The following is a 23,538-nucleotide window of genomic DNA, read 5'->3' on the forward strand; positions in this document are numbered from 1 at the left end:
GAGTAGTCACTCGCCGATGGCAACAATCGTGCCAGGCTGTTGGCCCGCGGCACCGATGTGTTCGAGGGGGTCGACAATGTAGAGATTCCTTCGCTGCTTGTCGCGATGCAGCTGCGGCACCGCGACCCGGTTCGGCTGCAACTCATAGTAGCCAGCGCTGGCGGCACGGCTGCGCCGCGTGCTGCGACATCGGTGCGGTTCGTCGGTAGGATTTCGAGCGGTAGTTTGCTTATTTCCCAACTGCATTTTGAGAGGAAAAACGTGGCCGAGCAGCAGAGCAATAAAAAGATTGTGCGCGCTCCGAAGCGCGAACGCAGCGCTGCGGATGGTGGCGCCGATAAGCCGACTTGGCGGGCAACCGACGAGGCCAAGCGCTGGGCACGCAATCTGCGCATCTGGGCGATTGTGTGCTGGGTGATTGCGATTGGCCTCGAAGCCTTCGCGATCTTCGGCCTGTTGAACTCGAACTCTCGCGCCCACATCGGTGTGGCCTTTGGTTGGGATACGGGAGACGAAGGGTTCCCCGGCTGGGCGCTCGTGTTTTTGATCGTGCTGGTAGTGGCAATCGGCGCGCTCGCGGTGACGGGCTCGCTGCTGTGGAAGCGTGCCAACCGACTTGATCCGGCCTCAAAGCGCGACCCGGTGCGGTTCTTCATTCAAAACCAGCTCGGCGCCATCATCACGGTGGTCGCGTTTTTGCCCCTGGTCGTACTCGTGTTCTTGAACAAAGACATGGACCAGAAACAAAAGAGCATCGCGGGCGTGATCGGTGTGGTCGTTATGGCAATTGCGGTACTGATTGGCATCGACTGGAATCCGCCGTCGATCGAACAGCGCACTGCCGAGGCACAGTGGGATCAGCAGCGCGTCATCGCGATGACCGGCAAGGACGAGGTGTACTGGGTCGAGGGTGGCGAGGTGTACCACCTGTGCGCTGAGGTGTCGCCGTTGCAAAAAACTTCGACGGCGGAAGAAATCGTGGTCGGTACGGTGCAGGATGCAATCGATGCCGGTAAGTCGCGGCTCACCAAACAGGTGCAGATGGAGATCAACCAGTGCGGCCTCCCGCAGCCCGATGATGTGTATCTCGACTGGGAGCCACCGGCAAACGTTGAAGAGCTCATCAACGACGGGGTCGATTCGACCGAGCCGGCACCGACCGTGCCGGCGACCTAGGCAGACCGAGCCGGCGCCGACAGTGCCGGCGACCTAGGCAGTTCTGGCACGCGGGCTGTGAGACCGCGGCGTGATTAGCGATCGGGGCACTGCGACAGCGGTGCCCCGATCGCTTTTTGGATGCGACCGGCCGCACGTGTTCGCAACATTCAGTTTCGTAACATTCGTTACATGCTTGACGAGATCAAGTATCTACGTAATGCTTGATTCACCCAATGACGGGCAATCGACCACCAGCATCGGAGACGATATGTCAGCAACGACGCCGACAGCATCCACGGCAGAACAGCCCAAGCGACCGCTCAAGACGTGGGAAGTCGCAGCCATCTCAATCGGGTTCATGGGCCCGGTTATGGCAATGTCACTCAACGGAATTGGTGTTGCCGGTCTCGTCGGCAAGGCCGTTCCCTTCACTTTCCTGGTTTCGTTCATCGGAACGTTCCTGGTTGCCTACGGATTCATCCGGCTCACCCGATATTTCACACACGCCGGTTCGGTCTACGCGCTGGCGGGCTCAACTCTCGGCCCGCGCGCCGGATTTTTCGGCGGCTTCGCACTGCTTGGTACCTACCTGCTGTTCGCGGCATGTATTGCCGGCGCCTGCTCGGTGTTTTTCGAAGCGATGATGGCCGAACTCGGAGTCGAACTGCCCCCGATGCTCTGGATCGCAGTGCCCGCCGTGGTGGCAGTGGCCGCCCTCGCACTCAACCTGCGTGAATCAGCAGTCACCGCGCGCACGCTGCTCGCCATCGGTTTCCTGGGCATCGCCGCCATGGTGGTGCTGTCGATCGTCATCCTGTTCCGCGTCGGCTCCGGTGACGCCCCTGTCTCAACCGGTATCGACTGGTCGGTATTCACACCGGATGGCGCCCCAATTAGCGCCGTTATGACCGCAGCCGTTTTCGCGTTCCTTTCGTGGGCGGGATTTGAGTCGGGAACCGCGCTCGGTGAAGAAGCCGAAAATCCCCGCCGTGTCGTGCCGCGAGCGCTCACGCTGGCGGTGTTCATCGGCGGTCTCGTCTACGTCTTCGTTATGTTTGCGCAAACCATCGGGTTCGGCACCGACGAAGCCGGAGTCTCCGCTTTTGCCAACTCGGCCTCCACACTCACGCAGCTGTCATCGACCTACATTGGCAAGTGGTTCTCGGTGCTCATCTCGATCATCGCGTTCCTGGTCGCTTTCGCCTCATTCCTGAGCTCAACGGTTGCCGCATCGCGACTGCTGTTCGCCCTGGCACGCGACGGGTTCGGCCCCAAATCATTTGCCCACCGCAACCCCAAGACCGCGGTGCCAACCGTCGCGGTAATTTTCACGGTCATCCTCACCGCGCTGATGACCATCGTGCTCGGCCTGTTCGGTGCCACCAGCGTCGACGCCTACTACTGGTACGCAACAATCGCGACACTGTGCATGATCATCGCCTACGGCATGACCTCAATCGGTGTGATCGGCTACTCGCTGCGTCAGGGCTCCCCCATCCCCAAGTGGGAAATCGTGGTGCCCGTGCTCGGCCTGGCATTCCTCGTCTGGGTCTACGTCGTCCAGGTCGCTGGTCAGGAAGCACCGTACACCTACTTCCCCTGGATCGCCGCTGCCTGGTGTCTCATCGGGCTGATCGCGGTGCTATCAAAACCAGCACTGGCACAGCGCATCGGCGCGCGACTGACCGAACAAGATCCGCTCATCGACGAGCCGGCAAACTCGTAACCACCAGCCCCTCACCAAGGAGTTCTCATGACTCAGCAAGAAGCCAACAACACCGACGAACTGATCTTTATCGCCACCAGCGACATCGCGGCCCGCACCAAGGGACGGTCGATGCGCCTGGCCGACTTCAACGAAAACACTTCGATCGGCTGGGTGCCCGCAAACCTCGGCATCGGCCCGCTCGGCCACATCGTCGACAACATTCCGTTCGGATCCAGTGGTGACCTTCGTCTCCTCCCCGATCACGATGCGGTCTACCGAATCGATGGAGTGCCCGACAAACCGGCATTTACCGTCGCTTTCGCCGACCTCGTTGAAACCAACGGCACGCCGTGGGAAGCGTGCCCCCGCACCTTCCTGCGCAACGCGCTGCAAGAGCTTCGCGACGATTACGGCATCACCAGCAACGCCACCTTCGAACACGAATTCGTCGATCTGAGCGCGACTGAAGATTCGCATCCGTTCTCATTCCAGTCGTTCCGTCGTCTCGAACCGATCGGCACGCAGCTCATGAGCATCCTGCACCACGCTGGCCTGCAACCCGAGAACTGGCTGCCCGAATACGCCAAGCACCAGTACGAGGTGACCGTCAAACCCACCGATCCCGTCACCGCCGGCGACCGCGCCGTGCTGCTGCGCGAAATCGTTTACGAACTCTTCGATGCGCACGGTCGCGAGGCCTCGTTCGCTCCCGTTGTCGCTCCCGGATCGGGCGGCAATGGCGTGCACGTTCACTTCTCGCTCAACAACCTCGATGGTGAAACCCTCACCTTCGACCCCAACCGCCCGGGTCGGCTTTCAGAGCTCGCTGGCCGATTCGCTGCCGGAATCATCAAATATGCTCCGGCACTCACCGCCCTGTTTGCGCCGCTGGTCACCAGCTACGAACGGCTCGCTCCGAACAACTGGTCGACCGCTCGGTCGTTCCTCGGCCTGCAAAATCGCGAGGCCCTGCTTCGCATCTGCCCGACCAATGAAATTGCCGGCCGTGACCCCGCACCGCAGCTGCACTTTGAGTTCCGCGCGAGCGACATCGGCGCAAACCCGTGGCTGCTGCTCGGCGTTATCTATCGCGCGGGCCTGCAGGGGCTGCGCGAAAGCCTCGACCCTGAGGAAGTCATCGTTGGTGACCTCGACCTCGAGGGCGAGCACCGCCGCCTCACCCAGCTGCCCCGCTCACTGAACGAAGCCCTCGACCTGCTCAAGTCGAACGATGTCGTCCGGTCGTGGTTCCCGGCCTCGTTCCTCGAAACCTTCATCGCGGTGAAACACGATGAAAACGTGTTCGTGCAGGGCCGCAGCCTTGCCGAACAGTGTGAGGTGTACTCACGTGTCTACTAACCAGATCGAAAACCTCGGCTCACTGCGGCTATTCGACCACCACTGCCACGGCGTGGTCGAGCGCGACCTCGGTCGTGAAGAATTTGAGGCACTGATTTCAGAATCTTCACGCCCGGCGGCTGCGGGATGCACGCGGTTCGACACCCAGGTTGGGTTTGCCATTCGCAGACACTGCGCACCAGTGCTTGACCTACCGGCGTTCGCCAGCCCCGAAGAATATCTTCAGCGCCGACAAGAGCTTGGCGCCAAGACGGTGAACACCCGCCTATTGCAGGCCGCCAGCATCGACCTGCTCGGCATCGAAACCGGGCACGCACCCGACACGATTTCTTCGGCGACGCAGACCGCTGCGCTCGCATCCGCTGAAAGTGTGGAGATCATTCGCCTGGAGCGCATCGCCGAAGAGGTGGCGCTGGCACACGCCGCGGCGGGCGGAAAACCCGAGCAGCTATTCGATGCAATTGTTACCGAGCTTGAATTGCGGCTCGAGTCGGCGGTCGGTGTGAAATCGATCGCGGCCTACCGCTGCGGGCTCGATTTTTGCCCCGACCGACCCACCGTCGTAGAAATCACCGCCGCGGCGAGCGAGTGGATGCGTGGCTTTACCGGCTCGCATCCACGCCTGGATGATCCCGTACTGATTCGCGCCCTGCTGTGGTTTGCGATCGACCGTGGGTGCGCAATCCAGCTGCACATCGGCTACGGGGATGACGATGTTGATCTGCACCGCTGCAACCCGCTGCTGCTGACCCGGCTGCTGCGCGCATCCGTTGACTCGGGGGCGCGGTTTATGCTGCTGCACTGCTATCCCTTCCATCGCGAAGCCGGTTATCTGGCGGATGTTTTCCCCCACGTGTACTGCGATGTTGGGCTCGCAATTAATTACACGGGCTCACGCTCTGAGGCCGTCATCGCCGAGTCGCTTGAGCTCACGCCGTTTCACAAGGCACTTTTTTCGAGTGACGCGTTCGGTGCGAGCGAGCTGTACTACCTCGGCACGCTGCTCTTTCGCCGGGGACTCGCTGCGACGCTCAACCGATTCATCGAGCTCGATGAATGGCCGCACGACGAAGCGATGCGTGTTGCCAAGATGATCGGATACGACAACGCCGCGCGCGCATACAACCTCTGACGAATTTCAATTCGAGAGCACGAATAGGAGCATCGACTTGACCGCAACCGGCAATCAACGTGAGGGCGATACCGCCTCGGCCCAGCTTTTGGCACAGCTTGTTAGCGAAATCGAAAACGAGCGCGAATTTGCGTTGCAGCTGCGCCGCGAACTCCACCAGCATCCGCGCCTTTCGGGAGACGAGGCAGACAGCCGTGACCGGATCGCTCGGGCCACCGAACTCGATTTCACCCCGGTAGCTGAAACCGGCGGCTACTGTCGGTTCGGCCCCGTAGACGGGCCAGCTGTCGCCATCCGCGGCGAACTCGACGCGCTGCCCGTGAGCGAGCAGACGGGACTGTCGTGGGCTGCCACAAACGGGGCGATGCACGCCTGCGGGCACGATGTACACATGGCCGCACTCGCCACGTTTGTGCGCGCCGCCAAACGCGTGACACTCCCCTACGCTGTGGTGCCGCTGCTGCAGCCGCGTGAGGAGGCCTATCCTTCGGGAGCCAGCGATATTTGCGATAGCGGTGTGCTCGACACCTTGAATGTCGCCCATGTGATCGGAGCGCACGTGCATCCCCGTGTGCTCGCCGGGCAGGTCGCCACCGGAGCCGGGTCCGTCAATGCGGCCTCCGGCGAAATTCGCATCGAGGTGGAAGGCCGCACCGGTCATGGTGCCTATCCGCACGATGCCGCCGATGTGGCTTCGGCGCTCGCGGCGATCGCGCTCGGGCTACCCGAGGTGCTGCGGCGCACGGTCAACCCGCTTGCCCCGGCGCTGCTGAGCGTTGGGCGGATGGTCGCCGATTCGGGGGCTGCGAACGTGCTGCCAGGTAAGGGCACGTTGCACGCCATGCTGCGCACGACACAGAACGAAGATGCGGCGGTGATCGGTGATGCCGTGGCCGAGTTTGCTCGCCACCAGGCCGAGGCGTACGGGGTCACCGCAACCACCACTGTGGTGCAGGGCGAACCGGTTTTGTTCAATGACGCTGCGCTGTGCGATGCGCTCGAAGGCCTACTCGGGCAAGCCGAGCTCGAGGTGGCGCCAGCTATGCGTTCGCTCGGTGCCGATGATTTTTCGTTCTACAGCCAGCAATACCCGTCAACCATGTCGTTTGTGGGGGTTGCCACCCCTGACACGGTCGAGGACGGCCCGTCGCTGCACGATGCCACGTTCCTGCCCGATGATGATGCCGTGCTGCGGGTCGCGAAAACCATGGCCTGCGGCTATGTTGCGGCCGTTCAGCAGATTCAAAAACGCTAATCGTCGCGAAGTTGGCTCGGTTCAATCGCTTCTCGCAGGGGGTCGACGTGTTCAAGCCGCGCGACCCCCTGTTTGCCGAGGCTGCGTTCGACCTGTTCGCACAGCACCTCTGTCACCGCCAGCAGCGGTGTGGCGGTGTCGGTTGGTCCGGCCGATTCGACCTGCGCGGTGAACACGACGGTGGCAAAACCTGCAATTGGCGAAAGCCAGCGGTCGGTGAAAAGCACGATTTTGGCGCCGCGCTCGGCCGCAGCCTGAGCGATTCGGTAGGTGCGCGGCCGGTAGCGTCGAACATCAAAGATGCACCAGACGTCCCCCTTCGAAATATCCGCGATCTCGGTGGCAATGAGCACAGTCTCGGAGGGCAGCGTGCGCACCCGCGGCCGCACCGGAGCCAGCTGCAGCACCAGATGTCGCGCCGCGATTTGGGAGTAGTCGCCGCCCACGGCCACCACCTGACGGCCGCTGTCGGCAAGCAACCGCACTGCGGTGCGCAGCTCACTGTCGGGAGTGCGAGTGACGCTCTCGTTCACCCCGTCAATGAGCGTTTGCCGTTCGTTCCCCCGGTGGTTTCGCGCCGACTGCGACAGCGCCGAGGCTTCGCGCGGGCCCAGCTCGCTACGCAACGCCTCCTGGAAATCTCGAAACGAGTCAAATCCCAGAGACTTAACGAAACGTATCACGGTGGGACCGCTCACCGAGGATGCTTTTGCCAGGCTCGCCACCGTATTCAAGCCGGCTGCAGGGTAATCGCGCAGCAGTGCCCTCGCGACACGTCTTTCGGAAGCGGTCAGCTGCAGATCTTCGGCAACCAGCCGCTCACCCACTGCCGCATTTCTTCCCTGAAGCGTCATATTTCCATCCTATGAGAGCGAAAGTGAGTCAATGATGACCCTCCCCACACCAGATACCGTTCAGGAAATCACCCCGCAAGAGCGCGAAATTGAGATGCGGGAGTACCTGCGCGAACAGCAATCCCTCCCCGCAATCGAACAATTGCGATTTTTCCCGCTGACCGTGAGCGGTGGCCGCGGTGCGACGCTCACCACGGCCTCGAATCGAACGGTGATTGATTTTTCTGCCAGCTGGACCGCATCCGGTGTCGGCCACTCGCACCCCGCTGTTGTTGATGCTGTCGAACGCGCAATCCGCAACCAGGGCGGCGCATCATGCCTTTCGGCGGCAACACTGTGGTCGACCGAGCTGACCGAGCAGCTCTGTGCCCTCATCCCGGTGCGCGGTGAGCCGCGGGCATATCTTGGGCTTTCGGGCAGCGACGCAAATGATGTGGCGATCCGAGCCGCGCAACACCACACCGGCAAATCTCGCGTCATTTCGTTCGACGGCAGCTATCACGGCGGCCTCGGCGTATCGCAGCAGGCATCGGGGATGGCAGACCCTGATGCCACAGAAAACGATGCCCGGTTGCTGCTGCCCTACCCCGAAACCGCCTCCCAGCTGGATGAGGTTAGTGAACAGCTTGAGCGGGCGCTTGGCACCCGCAAGTTTGCCGCGGTCATCGTTGAGCCGGTGCAGTGTGACGGTGGTGTGCGCGTGCCTGCCGACGGGTTTTTGACTCGACTGCGTGCCGCCTGCGATCGTCACGACGCACTGCTGATCATCGACGAGGTCAAGGTCGGGTTGGGCAGAACCGGCCGCTTGCTCGCGCATCAGCGAGAGGATGCGGTGGCCGACCTCGTTTCGCTCGGCAAGTCGCTCGGTGGTGGCCTACCGGTGTCGGCGGTGGTCGGCGCTCGCGAGCTGTTGAGCGCACCGGTGGCTTCGGCTCTGCTCACCGCCTCCGGTAGCCCGGTGGCCTGCGCCGCCGCCAATGCTGCCCTCGGTGTGTTGGCGCAACCCGCGCTATTTGATGAGGTGAACCGGCTCGGGACCGTGTTCGCCGAGCAGCTTGCGAACTACCGGCAGTCAGACCGGCCGGGAGCTGCATCCATTTCGGATGTTCGCGGGCAGGGCCTGTTGTTTGGAATCGAGCTGGAGGGCCTGGGCGAGATTGACGGCTCGACATTTGCCGCGATGGTCGCCTATCGCGCGTGGGAGCTGGGCTTGGTGGTTTATGTGGTGCGTGACAACGTGCTCGAATGCACGCCCGCGCTCACCATCACCGAGGCTGAGCTAGTTGCGGGCATCCAGCGACTGTTGGTTGCGATTGATGATGTGGCGCAGGGTCGTGTGGACCCCGAGGATGTGGCGCAGTTCGAGGGCTGGTAGACCGACGGCTCGACGCTGACCGGGATCGCTGCCGCCGGGCGAGTTTTGCCGCGGGCAGGTTGCGTCGGTGTGCGCCGCCAGTGCACGTCGTTATTGTGCGCCGTTAGTGCGCGTGGTCATTGCGCGCCGTTATTGCGCGTCGTTATTCATCGTCGTTGAGCGCTGCGCGGATTGCTCGCGAGGCGATCTCGCCGCCGAAGCCGCGACGTGCGAGGTAGCCGTGGATGCGCCGATAGGCGGTGTCGTAGTCGAGTGAGCGGCTTCGCCGAGCTCGGTCACGGGCGAGCTCGAGCGCCCGCTCATATTCATCGTCACCGTCAATATTTGCGAGCACCAGCTCAATGGTGCTGTTTTCGATGCCACGAGATCGCAGTTCACGTTCCATGGCGCTCCGGCTCAGCTGTTTGCGCGCAAACCGGCCGTCGCGCAATTGTGCCGCGAGCCGTGCGTCGTCAAGATAGCCGAGCTCGAGCATCCGCTGAATAATCTGGTGCCGGTCGCCCTCGCCGAGCGTTTCGTAGTCGCGCTGCAATAGTTGATGCGCCTCAACAACTGATTTCGGTGAGCGTGCCAGTGCCCGCACCAGCGCCTCCTCGGCGTCTTGCAGCAGCCCGGCGTCGTCGGTCGTGCCCGGAAACGCGGTGATGCTGGCTTCGTCGCTCGCCGCGCTCGGCGCTCGCTGTTGTTCAAGCTCACGAATGGCTGCGCGAAGGTCGTCGGGTGTGGCTTTCGTGCCCGGGAACTGAATTACCTCGGCAAAATGTTCGTCGCTCAAAACTCTGCTCTCATCTCAGTGCGTTTTCCCTGCCGCCGCGGCAGTGCGCCACGCATGGCGCGTGACCAGCATCAAATCTGCCGCCGGCCACCCGCCATTGCAGCGCCGGTCGCTATGCGCCGAGCTGTTCGGCCTCGCGGATTTCACCGGTTTCGGGATCGGCGTCGACCGCGTTCGGGTCTTCACGAATACCGAGCGCCACGAGGATCTTGTCTTCAATTTCAGCGGCAATCTCGGGGTTTTCGCGCAGGAATCGGCGAGCATTTTCTTTACCCTGGCCGAGCTGGTCACCCTCATAGGTGTACCAGGCACCCGATTTGTTGACGATGCCGTGGTCCACACCGAAGTCGATCAGCGACCCCTCGCGTGAAATACCAACACCAAACAAAATGTCGAACTCGGCCTGCTTGAACGGCGGGGCCATCTTGTTTTTGACCACCTTCACGCGGGTGCGGTTGCCGACCGCGTTACCGCCGTCTTTGAGCGTTTCGATACGACGAATGTCGAGCCGCACCGACGCATAAAACTTGAGTGCCTTACCACCCGAGGTGGTTTCGGGGCTACCGAAAAACACGCCCACTTTTTCACGCAGCTGGTTGATGAAGATCGCGGTGGTCTTGGTCTGGCTCAACCCACCGGTGAGCTTGCGCAGTGCCTGCGACATCAGTCGAGCCTGCAGACCAACGTGCGAGTCACCCATCTCGCCCTCAATTTCGGCGCGCGGCACCAGTGCTGCCACCGAGTCGACAACCACGAGATCAACGGCGCCCGAACGCACCAGCATGTCGGTGATTTCCAGCGCCTGCTCACCGGTGTCGGGCTGCGACACCAGCAGCTGATCAATATCAACACCGAGCTTTTCGGCATACACCGGGTCGAGCGCGTGCTCGGCATCAACAAACGCGGCGATACCGCCGGCGCGCTGCACATTGGCAATGGCGTGTAGCGCAACGGTCGTCTTACCCGATGATTCGGGACCGTAAATCTCAACAATTCGGCCGCGCGGCAGACCACCAATGCCGAGTGCCGCATCCAGGGCGATAGAACCGGTGGGGATGATTTCTACGGGCGCGCGCTCATCACTACCGAGGCGCATAACAGTGCCCTTGCCAAAATGGCGGTCAATTTGGCTGAGTGCGGATTCGAGTGCTTTTTCGCGGTCTTTGGGTGCGGGCATCTGCTGCTCCTTTGGGTAGTTGGTGTTGTCGCCTGCAGGCTGTCTCGCGCTGATAGAGAGCGCTTCAACAAGGCGTTGCGTGCCTGCTTCAATCGATACCGTCACGGTAGCCGCCGCCTCCGACATTGTTGCCGGCTCGGTAGGTCTCGGTGGATAAATCAGTTTCCACAGGGCACGCGGGCTACAGTACCCGCTATCGAACACCCGTTCGAACACCTGCTGGCGGCGTGTCGCACACCACTGCCCAAACACCCCGTCTACTGGCGCTTTTTCGGCTCGAGCAAACCGACTCCATGCCGACGGCTCTCGGGCACATCCATCGCGACGCACAGCGCCAACCACACCGTTCGCGGCGCCTCACCATCGCTCAGCGCCTGCTTTGCCGTGCGGTCCCCCAGCTCACCGAGCACAACGTCACGCACGATCGACTCACCGTATGACTCACCAAACTCATCGTGCACGGCCCGCTGGAACTCGCTCAATCGCATCCCGCCAGCGTAACGCGAAAACGCCACGGAAATCCGTGGCGTTTCGGTCATCCAAGAAGAACTAAGCGATCGACTCGATCGGCCCAACCGAAGCGATGAGGTCTTCCGGAACGGTGTCGGGAATCACACCCACCAGGCGCTGATCACGCTCGCGCGCGGCAATCCGATCGCCAACCGCGTGATAGATCTCCGAAAGTGGCGTGTCGAGCGCCTCGGCGACCGCGGCAAGAATTTCACTCGACGGCTCTTTTTGCCCGCGCTCAATTTCCGAAAGGTAACCCAGCGCAACCGCTGCGCGGCTGGCCACCTGCCTGAGCGTGTCGCCACGGCGCAGCCGTACGTCACGAAGCACCTCGCCCATCTCGTGTCGTGCAAGCACCATGTATATCCTCCAAAACTATGACGCTGTCAGTCATTGCAGCTGTCAGAACTTGCACTCTACAACGTCGAGTGCCAACTTTTCATTCCACGGTGCCGGAATCTTCAGCGAACTTCCAGAAAATGACGCCCGGAGACCGCGCCGCTAACCGTTCGCCTGCGCAACCAAATACTCGGTGAGCTGATAGATCGCCGCCTCAACCGTGGCAAACCGAATCCGCTGCCGCGAACCAACCGGATCATCGGCGCGAACCAAACTGGTGAAATCGAGCCGGAACGCCCGCTCACCCCACAGCGTTGCCAAACCCACATACACGATGCCCGCCGGCTCGCCGTCCGACGGCTCGGGGCCAGCCACTCCGGTGGTGGCCACACCGACATCAGCGGGCACATCTTCAACCCGGCAGGCCTCACGCACACCGCGCGCCATTTGCAGGGCCACCTCATCATTGACCGCGCCGCGAGTGAGCAGCAGATCGCGCTCCACACCCAACAAATTCGATTTCACGTCGTAGCTGTAAGCAACAACCCCGCCGTTGTAGATCGTTGAAATACCGGGCACCCGAACCAGTTCTGCCGCGAGCGCACCGCCGGTGAGCGACTCGGCAGTGGCCACCGAAATACCCGAGCGCACCAGCATGTCGGCGAGTTTGCCGGTGGCCGTCATGGGTTCGTTGCGCTGGCTACCACTGCGGTCGTGAAGCACCGGCACATCTGGCAGCTGTGGCAGCGCGTCGCCAGCGGGCTCGCTCGGTGCCGTTTCGCCCGGCAGCGGGTTTGCAGCTGAAATTTGCTCGGTCATCGCGACTCCTCCGCGTTCGGGCGAATACGTTCGTTCTTCCAGTATGCGCGCACGAGGTAGTCGGCACCCGACCAGACCGTCAAAATCAGTGCCGCTCCCATGAAGACCGTGTTGACCCAGTGCATCCAATCGCCAAGCAGCGCCGGTAATGGCAGCAGCGCAAGCGAAAGGGCAAGCGCCTGCACAACGGTTTTGAGTTTGCCGCCGCGCCCGGCCGGCAGCACGATGCGGCGCGCTTCAATCAGCCGCCAAATCGTGATTCCCAGTTCGCGCACGAGGATGACACTGGTCACCCACCAGGGCAGCTCGCCCAGTATCGAAAGCATCACCATAGTGGTGCCGGTGATCGCCTTATCAGCAATCGGGTCGAGCAATTTGCCGACATTGCTGATGAGGTTGCGACTGCGCGCCAAATAACCGTCAACCGCATCAGAGGCGATGCCGACAATAAATATGGCCGCGGCCACCCATCGCCACGAACCGTGTTCGCCGGCATCCATAATCAGCGCGGCAACCAGCGCCGGCACAAAGAGGATGCGCAGGTAGGTAATCAGGTTCGGTACCGACCACACGCTCACCGGCCCCTCCCCCGCTCGCCACACGCGCGGCCGCTGGGATGCTGCCTGGCTTGCTGCTGTTTTGTCAGTCACGTCCGGTCAATCCCCACGCATCTTCGCTTTCATCATCGACCTCGACCTCTTCAAGACCCTCATATTGCGCGGCGACAGCGTCACCGCCATAGGGGTCTTCGTCCTGTTCGGAACCAGTGGGCGAGGCTTCGGCGCTCGCGGGCGGGTCTTCGCCGCGCAGCATCGCCAGCACTGCGGGGAGCTCTTCGGGGGTCACCAACACATCACGAGCCTTCGAACCCTCAGAGGGCCCAACGATCTCTCGCGATTCGAGCAGATCCATGAGCCGGCCAGCCTTCGCGAACCCAACGCGCAGCTTGCGCTGCAGCATCGAAGTCGAACCGAATTGTGAGTTGATGACCAGTTCGGCAGCTGCCAGCAGCGGTTCGAGATCGTCACCGATGTCGCTGTCGATCTCGCGTTTGGCGGCCGCTGTTTCCACATCCTTCCGGTACTCGGGCTTTGCCTGCTGCTTGACGTGACGCACCACCGAGTGGATTTCGTCGTCGTCGACCCAGGCGCCCTGCACGCGGATGGGTTTTTGCCCCGCCGGCGAAAACAGCCCGTCACCCTGCCCGATCAGGGTTTCGGCACCAACCTGGTCGAGAATCACGCGACTGTCGGTCGAGCTTGTCACCGCGAACGCCAAGCGTGATGGAACGTTCGCCTTGATCAAACCGGTCACCACATCCACCGATGGCCGCTGGGTTGCCAGCACCAGGTGGATACCGGCGGCACGCGCCAGCTGGGTGATGCGCACAATCGAATCTTCCACATCGCGCGGCGCCACCATCATCAGCTCGGCAAGCTCATCAACCACCACAAGCAGATAGGGGTACGGCTTGAGTTTGCGCTTCGAGCCCTCTGGCACCTCCACCTCGCCAGCGCGGATCGCGGCGTTGAAGTCGTCGATGTGCCGGAAACCGAAGCTTTCGAGATCGTCGTAACGCATCTCCATCTCTTTCACCACCCACTGCAGGGCCTCGGCGGCCTTTTTCGGGTTGGTGATGATGGGGGTGATCAGATGCGGCACGCCCGCGTACGGGGTGAGTTCCACACGCTTCGGGTCAACCAGCACCATGCGCACCTCTGACGGCTTCGAGCGCATCAGCAGCGACACAATCATCGAGTTCACAAAACTCGACTTACCCGAACCGGTCGAACCGGCTACGAGCAGGTGCGGCATTTTGGCGAGGTTTGCCACCACGAAGCCGCCCTCAACGTCCTTACCCACACCGATCGTCATCGGATGCTTGGCGTTGAGCGCCTTCTGCGAGGTGAGCACGTCACCGAGCCGCACAATTTCGCGGTCGCTATTGGGAATTTCAACACCGATCGCCGATTTACCGGGAATTGGCGACAGGATGCGCACCTGGTTCGAGCGCACCGCGTAGGCGATGTTTTTTGACAGCTGCGTAACTTTTTCAACCTTGGTGCCCGGCGCCACCTCAACCTCGTAGCGGGTCACCGTGGGCCCGCGCGAAAATCCGGTCACCTTGGCGTCAACCTTGAACGAGCGGAAGGTTTCGTTGAGCGCGCGAATGATTTCGTCATTCGCCTCGGTGCGGGTTTTGGGTGCGGCGCCAAGCTCCAGCATCCGCGTTGTGGGCAGCTGGTAGTCATCGGATGCGTCATCGCGGCTATCCCACGTGGCGGTTTCGTCGTCGGCAACCGTTGCAAGGGCGTCGGCTTCGGTGGGTTCGCCGGTCGCGCTCGATTTGGATGTGCTCGGTGTGGCTGGTGCCGATTGAATCGGCGCGCCACCCGATGCATCCGGTAGCGGCGGAAGCACCGTCGTCGCCTGCTGGTCGGCCGATGCGCCGGTGCCACGCGGCATCTGCGGCAGCACCTGCGTTGGCTGCTGGTCGGGCTGTTCGGCTTCCGGCGGGTTGAATTCGCCCGGTTCTGGCTGCTCAGCAAACAGATCATCAAATTCGTCGAGGCGGTTGCCGTCCTCCGGTGCCTGCACACCACCGAGGCTGTCGCGGCGGCGGCCACGACGCCGCTTCGGTTTTTCGGGCTTGAGTTTGGTGGTCTCGGCACCCTCACGATCAGCCGGATCAACAATCGGGGTGTCGTAGGCCGGATCAACCTCGCGGCCGGTGTTGTTGCGACGCCACCAGGGCAGATCGTCGCTGGCGGCCGCCGCCTCGGGCTCTTCTTTCGGGGCAGCTGCAACAGCAGTGCCACCGGTCTGGCCGCTGAACATCCAGTGCCACAGCTCGGTGGCGCGCTGCGGAATCTTTTTTGGCGGCGTCTTGGTCAAAATCAGGATGCTCAGCAAAAATACGAGCGCGTAAAACACGACCGCCGGAATCGGGGTGATGAGAAACCCCAGCGGCGCGCCAAAAATCCAGCCGAAAATCCCGCCCGCCGTGGCGATAGCGGGCATCCCCTGCGCCGGTTGCGGTTGCCCGGCAGCCAGATGCGCGATCGCCGCCGCCGAAAAGAGCGCAATAAACACGCCCGCAAATACGCGACCGTTGCTGTAGATACTCGCCGGTCGGAAATAGAGCCAGATCGCCAGCGAAAACAGCACAACCGGCATCGCATAGGAGATCACGCCGAACAGCCCTCCGAAGGTGAAGGCGTTGAGCGTTTGCGCCACCGGGCTCAGCGGCAGGAACCACACCATAACCGCACCAATGATGGCGGCGAGCAAAAACACCGTTGGCGCGGTGTCACGACGGTCTTCTTTGGCGAGCTGTTCGCGTCCGAGTGATCGCACCGCGCCACCCAAAGCGTGGGCAAACCCGTTCCAGGCACGCGCACCGAAACCGAGTTCATCGTCGGTGAACTGCACCCGCGTGTCGTTGGTTTTCGACGACGAGGTGCCCTGCTTTTTTGTGCGCGTTGAATTGGCCCCGCGCTTGGATTGGGACGTCGACATGGGTTCCAGGCTACCGGCGCCCCTGCCAATCACCGGCCATGCGCGCCGGGTTCGGCATTACTTACCGAATCCCGGCACGCATCCCTATTGATTATTTCGATGCGTTGGTTATTCGGATGCAACCTCATCCGAAAACATCACGATCGGCACAATCATCGGCCGGCGACGCTGTTTGGTGCCCGCCCAGCGCCCCACCACGCGCCGAATCGATTGCGAGAGCCGGTACTGGTCACGCACACCGTCCGCGAGCGCATCCTCAATCGCCTTGCGGGTCTGCGGCAGGATCGTTTCGAACACCGAGTCGTCGGGAGCGAAAGCGCGCGCGTGGATTTCGGGGCCGGCAACGATTTCACCCTCGTTGGGGTCGACCGTCACATAAATCGAAATAAAGCCCTCGGTCGCGAGCACGAGCCGGTCTTTGAGGTCGTCTTCGGTGACCTCGCCAACGGTCTTACCGTCGACGTACACGAAGCCCACCGGCACCTGACCCACCTTGCGCGGCACACCGTTTTCGAGGTCGATAACGCCACCGTTTTCGGTGATGACGCAGTTTTCGGCCGGGGTGCCCGAGAGCTGGGCGATTTTGGCGTTTGCCACCAGATGACGGTATTCACCGTGCACCGGCATGGCGTACTTGGGTTTGACCACGTTGTACGCCTGCAGCAGTTCACCGGCAAACCCGTGCCCCGAAACGTGCACGTGAGCGTTGCCCTTGTGCAGCACCTCAGCACCGGCCTTCATGAGGTTGTTGATCATATTCGACACCGGCACCTCGTTGCCGGGCACGAGGCTGGATGCGAGCACAACCCGGTCGCCCTCACGCACCGAAATATTGTGGTTGCCCTGGGCGATGCGGTTGAGCACCGCGAGGGTTTCGCCCTGCGAACCGGTGCACACAAATACGACCTGGTGGTCGGGCAGGCTCAGCGCGGTTTTTTCGTCAACCAGCAGGCCTTCCGGCACGTTGAGATAGCCGAGATCGGCCGCGATCCCCATATTGCGGCGCATCGACCGGCCCACAAGCGCAACTTTGCGGCGGTTGTCGGCGGCGGCGTTGATTACATGCTGCACGCGATGCACGTGGCTGGCGAAGCTGGCGACAAGCACCTTGCCCTTGGCGGTGCGAACCGCTTCGTGGATGGCCGGTGCAACCGAGCTCTCCGATCCCGAGTGGCCGGGCACTTCGGCGTTGGTCGAGTCGCACAGGAACAGGTCAACGCCTGCCTCCCCCATCCGGCCCATGGCACGCAGGTCGGTGAGTCGCCCATCCAGCGGGGTTGGGTCCATCTTGAGGTCGGCGGTGTGGATGAAATTACCCGCTGCGGTGGTGACGTGCACGCCGAGCGAGTCGGGAATCGAGTGGTTGATGGCGATGAACTCGCAGCGGAACGGCCCGAAATCTTCAACGTCGCCCTCGTGCACGGTGAGCGTGTAGGGGCGGATGCGGTGCTCGCGCAGTTTTGCTTCGACCAGTGCCAGCGTCAGCGGTGATCCGATCAGCGGAATATCGGGCTTGCGCTTGAGCAGATAGGGCACGCCACCGATGTGGTCTTCGTGGCCGTGGGTGAGGAAGATGCCCACCACATCATCGAGCCGGTCGTACACCGATTCGATATCGGGCAGGATGAGGTCAACACCCGGCTGGGTCGACTCGGGGAAGAGCACACCGCAGTCGATGATCAGCAGTTTGCCGTTGATCTCGAACGAGGTCATATTGCGGCCGACTTCGCCGAGCCCACCGTGCGGAATGATGCGGAGCACATCCCGCTTGAGTTTGGGGAGCGTGACCGGACGTGCCTCGTTAGCGGCGGCGCCGCGGGCAGATTTTGTGTTTTGTGTCATGAAGTACCTGTCGTTGAGCGAAGTGCGCCGGGCTGGTCAGACGGCACTGCTGATGGGACGCGACTAGCGCGTGGTGCCCGCGATTCTTGGCAGCGCGCCACCAGCGGCAGCGTTGCGATCGGGCCGGAAGTTTGAAAAGTCGATACCGTCGAGGCCCTGCACCTTGGCAACATCATCTTCGATGAGGGTTGCCTCCCACTCTTCGGGTCCAACGAGCGGGAGCCGCACGCGCGGGGTCGAGATTCGGCCGAGGCCGTGCAGCAGGTACTTGGTCGAAACGGTACCGGGAACGTGGGTCATCGTGGCTCGCGCCAGCGGTTCAAGCAGCCGGTGCTGCTCGGTGGCCGCGGCCAGATCACCGCGATTGACCGCATCCACCATAACGCGGTATGGCTGCGGGGCAATATTCGCGGTGACGCCAATGAGCCCCGACATGCCGATTGACAGCGATGGCAGCACCATCGGGTCGTCGCCAGAGAAATAGAGCAGGTTGGTTTCGTTCATCACTCGCGATGCCTGCGCGAGGTCGCCCTTGGCATCTTTTACCGCGAGGATGTTCGGGTGCTTGGCAAGCCGGATGATTGTCTCGTAGGCGATGGGGATGCCGGTGCGGCCGGGAATGTCGTAGAGGATCATCGGCAGGTCGGTCGCATCCGCGATCATGCGGAAGTGAGTGAGGACGCCCGCCTGGGTGGGTTTGTTGTAGTAGGGCGTGACCGCCATGATGGCGTCGGCGCCGGCTGCCTCTGATTGTTTGGCGAGCTGGATGGCGTGGGCGGTTTCGTTGGAGGGGCCGCCCTGGATGACCTTGGCGCGGTCGCCTGCAACCTGCTTGGCGACGCGCACGAGCTTGAGCTTTTCGGCGTCGGTGAGGGTTGAGGTCTCGCCAGTGGTGCCCGACACGACGATACCGTCGGCGCCGCCGGCGACCACTGCCTCGACGTGGCGTTCGACGTCGGCCCAGGCGACCTCACCCTCATGGTCCATGGGGGTGATGAGCGCAACGAGGACCTGGCCGAAAGGATTTTGAGCAGTCACCCCTCCAGGTTAGCGCGCCTGCCGACCTGCCGGCCCCTGCCTGCCCTGAGCCAGCAGCTGCCTGCCCCAGCCCCAGCCTGTCCTGCTGCCTGCTAACTGCAGCTTGCCTGCTCAGCTGCCTGCCCCAGCCCCAGCAGCTGCTGCGGATTTTTGTTTCCTGCGATCAGAGTTTTGTTTCCTGATTTTTGTTTATTGGCTGCAAAACGGGATATCTGGCGGGATTTGTGTGTCTCCGCGGCAACTTTTGCAGCCAGGAAACAAAGTTCAGTTCTCGGATGAGACCAGGAAACAAAAATCAGCACGGGGATGATGTCAGGAAACAAAATTCTGTAGGGCCTGGATGCCTCGATGCCTGGATGCAGGGGCAGGCTTTGCAGGGATGCAGGGTGCGGCGGGTGCGGGGAACTTCGGCGACAATAGGGGGATGCACGAGGACGCATCCCAAAATCAGCCAAAAACCGCCGCCGACAGCAAACGCCGCCAGCGAGTGCGCTCGTTCACGATGCGCGGACAGGTGCGCATGGCCAAAGACTTCGAGGATGTGCTCGCCGAACACGGCGACACCTACATCATCCCCGCGCCCAAGGGCGGCGCGACCGCATCAATTGCCGAGGATGCGTTCATCGACCTGCGCGAAGCGTTCGGCCGCGATGCCGAGCTGATTGTCGAAATCGGCCCCGGCAACGGCGAACAGCTCGTGCATGCAGCACAGCAGCATCCCGAACGCAATTTTCTCGCCGTCGAAGGCTGGGGCCCGGGCGTGGCACGCTGCGTGGCGAACGCGGCCCGCGCCGGCGTCACGAATGTGCGCGTGCTCGAAGCGGATGCAGCCCAAGCCCTACCGGTGGTGTTCGGGCTCGAAATTGTTGACGATCCATCCTTTGTCGCCGGGGGCTTCGGGGTGACGGCCCTCGGCACCGGCAAAACCACCGGCCGCGTCGACGCGAGCCGGCCGGGGTCCGCGAATCCTCGCGCGCTCGAGGTGTGGACGTTTTTCCCCGATCCTTGGCGCAAGGCACGGCATCACCGCCGACGCCTGGTGAGCGATCTGTTTGCAAACACGGTCGCCGGCGTGCTGCAGCCGGACGGTGTGTGGCGGCTCGCGACTGACTGGCGCGACTATGCCTGGCAGATGCGGGATGTGGTGGAAGGCAGCGAGCACTTCACCAATCCGCACGTCGGCGAGCGCCCCGACCCCGAAGACCGCGAGCCCGAGCGCGGTGGCTTCGCCCCGCGCTTCGAAGGCCGGATGCTCACCCACTTTGAGCAGCGCGGCCACGACGCCGGCCGTCCGCCGCACGACATTGTCGGGGTGCGCCGCAGCTAGCCGGCGCAGACAAACTCAAGAGGATGCGGTAACACTCGCCCTAGAATCCGTTGGCGCGTAGCCAGCCCAACAGCTGGTCTTCGCGCTCGACCGCGCACTCGGCACGCCAGCTACCGAGCATCAGCTCATCGACCAGGCGACCGTCACGCAGGTACACCACGCGATCGGCTCGGGCGGCGCTTGAAGGGTCGTGGGTGACCATCATGATGGTGGTGCCGTCGCGGTGGACATCAGAGATCGCATCCATCACTTCGGTGGTCATGCGGCTGTTCAGCGCACCGGTGGGTTCATCGGCGAACAGCACTTTGGGTTCGGTGGCAAGGGCGCGGCAGATGGATGCCCGCTGCAGCTGACCGCCAGAGACTTCGGTGATGCCGTGAGTGGCGACGTGGTCGATGCCGAAGCGAACAAGCAGCCCGTCGACACGAGCTTCTACTTCGGCACGGCCCTTCGGCTGTGCCTTGAGTGCGGGCAGCAGGATATTGTCACGCACATTGAGGTTGGGAAGAAAGTGTGCTTGCTGGAAGATGAACCCCATCTCGGTGAGCCGCACACGACTCATCTGCCGATCGTTAAGTTCGGTGAGGTCACGATCACCGAGCCGCACACTGCCCGATGTTGGCCGATCCATCCCGCTCACCGAATACAGCAGTGTTGATTTGCCAGACCCCGAGGCACCCATCACGGCCAGAAATTCGCCCTCACGCACCTCGAGGTCGATGCCATACAGCACCTGTGTGGGCGGTTCTGTTGAGTAGTAGGTCTTTTCGAGCCCGCTGGCGCTGAGCGCGGGACGTAGAACCGGTCGGGCGCTAACAGTGGTCATCTTGTCTCATTTCTCGGCAGCAAGCCTGATGCTGTGGTCAAGGATGTTCGGTGTGGTTTGGGAGGTTATTGCTGAGTAGCAACTGCAGACTCGTTCTGGTTAGGCACGTAGCCACGCGCTGGTGTCATTGCGTCGCAGCCGTGCCGAAACAGCTATTGCCGCAAGCATGCCGACTGCGATCAGCAGCAGTGGGTAGACGACGTACACGAGCAGCGGATTGGGGATGAACTTCAGGCTGGCAATTCCCAGGCCACTGGCTGAGGTGGCGGCCCCGACGAAGAACTCTCCGAGCGAGGCTGTCACCAGCACACCGACCACGCCACCGAGCACGATGGCGGCACCGGCTTTGAACCGCAGTTGCCACGAAAGTTCCGCTCCCGAGAAGCCGAGCGCCGAAAGTGCCCCGGCGCGGCGGCGTTCGCGGCTGAGCCGAAGCCCCAAAAAGAGGCTGGTGATCAGCGCCACGACACCAAGCGCAAACACGAGGGTGACCACCGCGGCACTCGCGAACGCATCCGTGACATAGCTCAGCGTTTGTTGTACATACTCACGCATCGGCACGGCCGCGGCAGCCGGGAACCGTTTGCCATATTCGGCAGCCAAAGCGGTCGCGTCTTCCCCAGTAGCAACGGCTGCGTAGTAGACGTATCCGGTGACCGCACCCACCGGCTCGCCCTGGAGTTTCGCGGTGCGGCCGCCACTGGTTACGTCCTGGTAGATTCCGCTGACCGTCAGTGTCACGGTTTCACCGCCACGACGCAGTGTGAGTGCATCACCGGCACCCACCCCGTATTCGTCGGCGTTGAGCACCGACAGTGCAATCTCTCCGGTTTCGGGGCGCTCACCGTGCAGATATTCAATGCCGCTACCCGAGTAGTCGCCAACTTCAATCCGCAGCGATTCCCACCCTTCGGTCCCTTTCACCTCGGCGAGCTCGTTGGCGTATTCACGCACGCCAGTAAGTCGACTATCGGCCGCGAGCGCGGGCGACAGCTCGTCGTGCACCCGCTCAGCCTCGGCCGTGAACTGCAGGTCGATGCGCAGGTCGGCCTCGGGCGCCCCCATATAGGTGACAAACTTCGGGCTTTGGAAGGTGGTGAGCAGATTAGTGGGCAGGGTCATCAGCACTGCAGCGAGCAAGAACACCAGTGGCAGCAGCACCCACTGGCCGCGCTCGGCCCGAAGGTCGATCAGTGCCAGGCGACGGTTAATGTTGCCGCCGCGGAAGCTGGCGAAAGCTGAACGGCGCACGCTACGCGCCAACCGCTTCGCCCGCCGTGCGGTGCGACGCTCGTCGAGGGTTGAGCCGTGCACCAGAGCGCTTACCACCTGGATGCGGTTGATGGCTCGCAGTACGCCGCGCGCGATACCGAACACGATAGCCACCACGCCCACTAGTGCCAACACCGGGGCAAGGACGGTTGCCGCCGTAACCGGTGCCGCCGCATAGTTCGCCTGAATACCGCGGGTGAGGGTCTGCGTCGCAAAAATAGCCAGCACACCGCCAACGACGGCGGCAGACGCGGTCATCACCGCATATTTTGACAGGTAGAGCCCCGAAATGGTGCGGTTGGGCAAACCAATCGCCTTCATCGCCCCGATCTGCCGCACTTCGTCGTAGAGCGTGCCGCGAATCACGAAGCGCACATTGAGCAGGGCGATCGCAATGAGCAGCAGGCTCGCAAACATCAACGCGACCGCTACTAGCCCATCGCTAATCGCGTTGATCATGCGGATCATGTCGCCCGTAACCGCCTGGCCGTTTTTCGGCAGCGACTCATCACGCTCATAGGCAGTCTGGAAGGTGCTCGCTTGACTCGAGTCCTCGAGGCGGTATTCGACGATGATCTCGGGAATACCACCGTCGGCACGAAGGGTAGCGAAATCGGCGTCGGCGACTACAAAACGAGTTGCGGAAGACAGCGAGGATGCCATTTGTGAGTCGCGCACAAATCCGGCGATCGTCAGCGTTTGGGCTCCCTCCTCGGTTTGGATGTGCAGCTCGTCGCCGGCTTTCAACGCGAAACGCTGCTGGAAGGCCACCGGTACGTAGATCTCCCCTACCGCCGGCTGTACGATCTCTCCGGCCTCGTCGAGCAAGAAGTCAAACTCGGCGTTTTGGGTGACGAACAGGTTGTCGATCAGGCTCTCAGAAAACTCTCCCGACTCACCTGTGCCAGGCCGCGACCAGGTGAGCGCGGCACTGTCGTACCCGACCATTTCTTCAATCAGCCAGGCATCGATTTCGGGATGTTCAGCAGCGAAACGCTCCAGCGCATCCGGGTCGTAATCGCCACGGTGCATCTGCAGAAAATGTGGCGGTTGAGCGACTGTGAACAGCGCGTTTACCGCTCCAACGGTACGTTCCATCACCATCGCACCAGTGGCCATTAAGAACGAACTGAGCACGAGCACAAGCAGCAGTGCCAGGTTGACACCGGGATTTCGCCGCAGGTCATTGAGCGCGTATTTGAGGTTCATGAGTCATTTCTCTTAGTTGAGCACCCAGCCGTTGCCCTGAAACC

General features: G+C 62.2%; 21 protein-coding genes. 7 read left to right on the top strand and 14 right to left on the bottom strand.

What is annotated here, in order from left to right; all coding sequences use genetic code 11:
• Positions 1 to 6 precede the first annotated feature (6 nt).
• Positions 7 to 141, bottom strand: a complete 135-nt coding sequence (locus JMV54_RS10760; RefSeq protein ID WP_269144445.1) for a hypothetical protein — start codon at positions 139 to 141, stop codon at positions 7 to 9.
• A gap of 120 nt (positions 142 to 261) precedes the next feature.
• On the opposite strand from JMV54_RS10760, the gene JMV54_RS04145 reads away from it, so the two are divergent.
• The 5 genes from JMV54_RS04145 to JMV54_RS04165 all read left to right on the top strand — a co-directional run bounded on the left by JMV54_RS04145 (position 262) and on the right by JMV54_RS04165 (position 6,612).
• A complete protein-coding gene (locus JMV54_RS04145; protein WP_201517687.1) occupies positions 262 to 1,176 on the top strand; it encodes a hypothetical protein in 915 nt (304 codons plus the stop codon).
• A 199-nt stretch (positions 1,177 to 1,375) separates the two neighbouring features.
• Positions 1,376 to 2,884, top strand: coding sequence for an APC family permease (locus JMV54_RS04150; protein ID WP_230972807.1), 1,509 nt, complete (start codon positions 1,376 to 1,378; stop codon positions 2,882 to 2,884).
• A gap of 27 nt (positions 2,885 to 2,911) precedes the next feature.
• Complete coding sequence (locus JMV54_RS04155; protein ID WP_201517688.1) at positions 2,912 to 4,225, top strand: type I glutamate--ammonia ligase; 1,314 nt, start codon at positions 2,912 to 2,914, stop codon at positions 4,223 to 4,225.
• Entirely contained in the window at positions 4,215 to 5,357 is a 1,143-nt protein-coding gene (locus JMV54_RS04160) for an amidohydrolase family protein (protein WP_201517689.1), read from the top strand. Before JMV54_RS04155 ends, JMV54_RS04160 begins: the two co-directional genes overlap by 11 nt.
• A gap of 37 nt (positions 5,358 to 5,394) precedes the next feature.
• Complete coding sequence (locus JMV54_RS04165; RefSeq protein ID WP_230972808.1) at positions 5,395 to 6,612, top strand: M20 metallopeptidase family protein; 1,218 nt, start codon at positions 5,395 to 5,397, stop codon at positions 6,610 to 6,612.
• On the opposite strand, the gene JMV54_RS04170 is transcribed toward JMV54_RS04165, so the two are convergent.
• Positions 6,609 to 7,466: a MurR/RpiR family transcriptional regulator gene (locus JMV54_RS04170; RefSeq protein ID WP_201517690.1), complete on the bottom strand. Its 858-nt coding sequence runs from the start codon at positions 7,464 to 7,466 to the stop codon at positions 6,609 to 6,611. The genes JMV54_RS04165 and JMV54_RS04170 overlap by 4 nt on opposite strands.
• Positions 7,467 to 7,497: 31 nt before the next feature.
• Between JMV54_RS04170 and JMV54_RS04175 the strand changes: the two genes are divergently transcribed.
• Complete coding sequence (locus tag JMV54_RS04175; RefSeq protein ID WP_201517691.1) at positions 7,498 to 8,841, top strand: class-III pyridoxal-phosphate-dependent aminotransferase; 1,344 nt, start codon at positions 7,498 to 7,500, stop codon at positions 8,839 to 8,841.
• Positions 8,842 to 8,983: 142 nt separating this feature from the next.
• On the opposite strand, the gene JMV54_RS04180 is transcribed toward JMV54_RS04175, so the two are convergent.
• The 10 genes from JMV54_RS04180 to JMV54_RS04225 all read right to left on the bottom strand — a co-directional run bounded on the left by JMV54_RS04180 (position 8,984) and on the right by JMV54_RS04225 (position 19,162).
• Positions 8,984 to 9,616, bottom strand: coding sequence for a regulatory protein RecX (locus JMV54_RS04180; RefSeq protein WP_201517692.1), 633 nt, complete (start codon positions 9,614 to 9,616; stop codon positions 8,984 to 8,986).
• 112 nt (positions 9,617 to 9,728) lie between these two features.
• Positions 9,729 to 10,793 (bottom strand): recombinase RecA, encoded by a 1,065-nt coding sequence (gene recA, locus JMV54_RS04185; protein ID WP_201517693.1) that lies wholly within the window; start codon positions 10,791 to 10,793, stop codon positions 9,729 to 9,731.
• Positions 10,794 to 11,050: 257 nt separating this feature from the next.
• On the bottom strand, positions 11,051 to 11,281 hold the full coding sequence (locus tag JMV54_RS04190) for a DUF3046 domain-containing protein (protein WP_201517694.1): 231 nt from the start codon (positions 11,279 to 11,281) through the stop codon (positions 11,051 to 11,053).
• 61 nt (positions 11,282 to 11,342) lie between these two features.
• A complete protein-coding gene (locus JMV54_RS04195) occupies positions 11,343 to 11,663 on the bottom strand; it encodes a helix-turn-helix domain-containing protein (protein ID WP_201517695.1) in 321 nt (106 codons plus the stop codon).
• Between the two features lie 141 nt (positions 11,664 to 11,804).
• Positions 11,805 to 12,461: a CinA family protein gene (locus tag JMV54_RS04200; RefSeq protein ID WP_230972809.1), complete on the bottom strand. Its 657-nt coding sequence runs from the start codon at positions 12,459 to 12,461 to the stop codon at positions 11,805 to 11,807.
• On the bottom strand, positions 12,458 to 13,111 hold the full coding sequence (gene pgsA, locus JMV54_RS04205; protein WP_201517696.1) for a CDP-diacylglycerol--glycerol-3-phosphate 3-phosphatidyltransferase: 654 nt from the start codon (positions 13,109 to 13,111) through the stop codon (positions 12,458 to 12,460). Before pgsA ends, JMV54_RS04200 begins: the two co-directional genes overlap by 4 nt.
• The gene (locus JMV54_RS04210) at positions 13,104 to 15,980 is read right to left on the bottom strand and encodes a DNA translocase FtsK (protein WP_201517697.1); all 2,877 of its coding nucleotides are present in this window, start codon (positions 15,978 to 15,980) and stop codon (positions 13,104 to 13,106) included. Before JMV54_RS04210 ends, pgsA begins: the two co-directional genes overlap by 8 nt.
• A 108-nt stretch (positions 15,981 to 16,088) precedes the next feature.
• A complete protein-coding gene (locus JMV54_RS04215) occupies positions 16,089 to 17,822 on the bottom strand; it encodes a ribonuclease J (protein WP_201517698.1) in 1,734 nt (577 codons plus the stop codon).
• A gap of 63 nt (positions 17,823 to 17,885) precedes the next feature.
• Positions 17,886 to 18,860, bottom strand: a complete 975-nt coding sequence (dapA, locus tag JMV54_RS04220) for a 4-hydroxy-tetrahydrodipicolinate synthase (RefSeq protein WP_201517699.1) — start codon at positions 18,858 to 18,860, stop codon at positions 17,886 to 17,888.
• Between the two features lie 92 nt (positions 18,861 to 18,952).
• A complete protein-coding gene (locus JMV54_RS04225) occupies positions 18,953 to 19,162 on the bottom strand; it encodes a hypothetical protein (protein WP_201517700.1) in 210 nt (69 codons plus the stop codon).
• Positions 19,163 to 19,239: 77 nt separating this feature from the next.
• Between JMV54_RS04225 and trmB the strand changes: the two genes are divergently transcribed.
• Positions 19,240 to 20,187: a tRNA (guanine(46)-N(7))-methyltransferase TrmB gene (gene trmB / locus JMV54_RS04230; protein WP_230972810.1), complete on the top strand. Its 948-nt coding sequence runs from the start codon at positions 19,240 to 19,242 to the stop codon at positions 20,185 to 20,187.
• 40 nt (positions 20,188 to 20,227) lie between these two features.
• Here the strand turns inward: trmB and JMV54_RS04235 are convergent, their stop codons facing one another.
• The gene (locus JMV54_RS04235; RefSeq protein WP_201517701.1) at positions 20,228 to 21,013 is read right to left on the bottom strand and encodes an ABC transporter ATP-binding protein; all 786 of its coding nucleotides are present in this window, start codon (positions 21,011 to 21,013) and stop codon (positions 20,228 to 20,230) included.
• Positions 21,014 to 21,112: 99 nt separating this feature from the next.
• Complete coding sequence (locus tag JMV54_RS04240; protein ID WP_201517702.1) at positions 21,113 to 23,494, bottom strand: ABC transporter permease; 2,382 nt, start codon at positions 23,492 to 23,494, stop codon at positions 21,113 to 21,115.
• Positions 23,495 to 23,538 lie beyond the last annotated feature (44 nt).

The organism is Gulosibacter hominis, assembly GCF_904842695.1.
In the GTDB taxonomy this organism is placed as follows: domain Bacteria; phylum Actinomycetota; class Actinomycetes; order Actinomycetales; family Microbacteriaceae; genus Gulosibacter; species Gulosibacter hominis.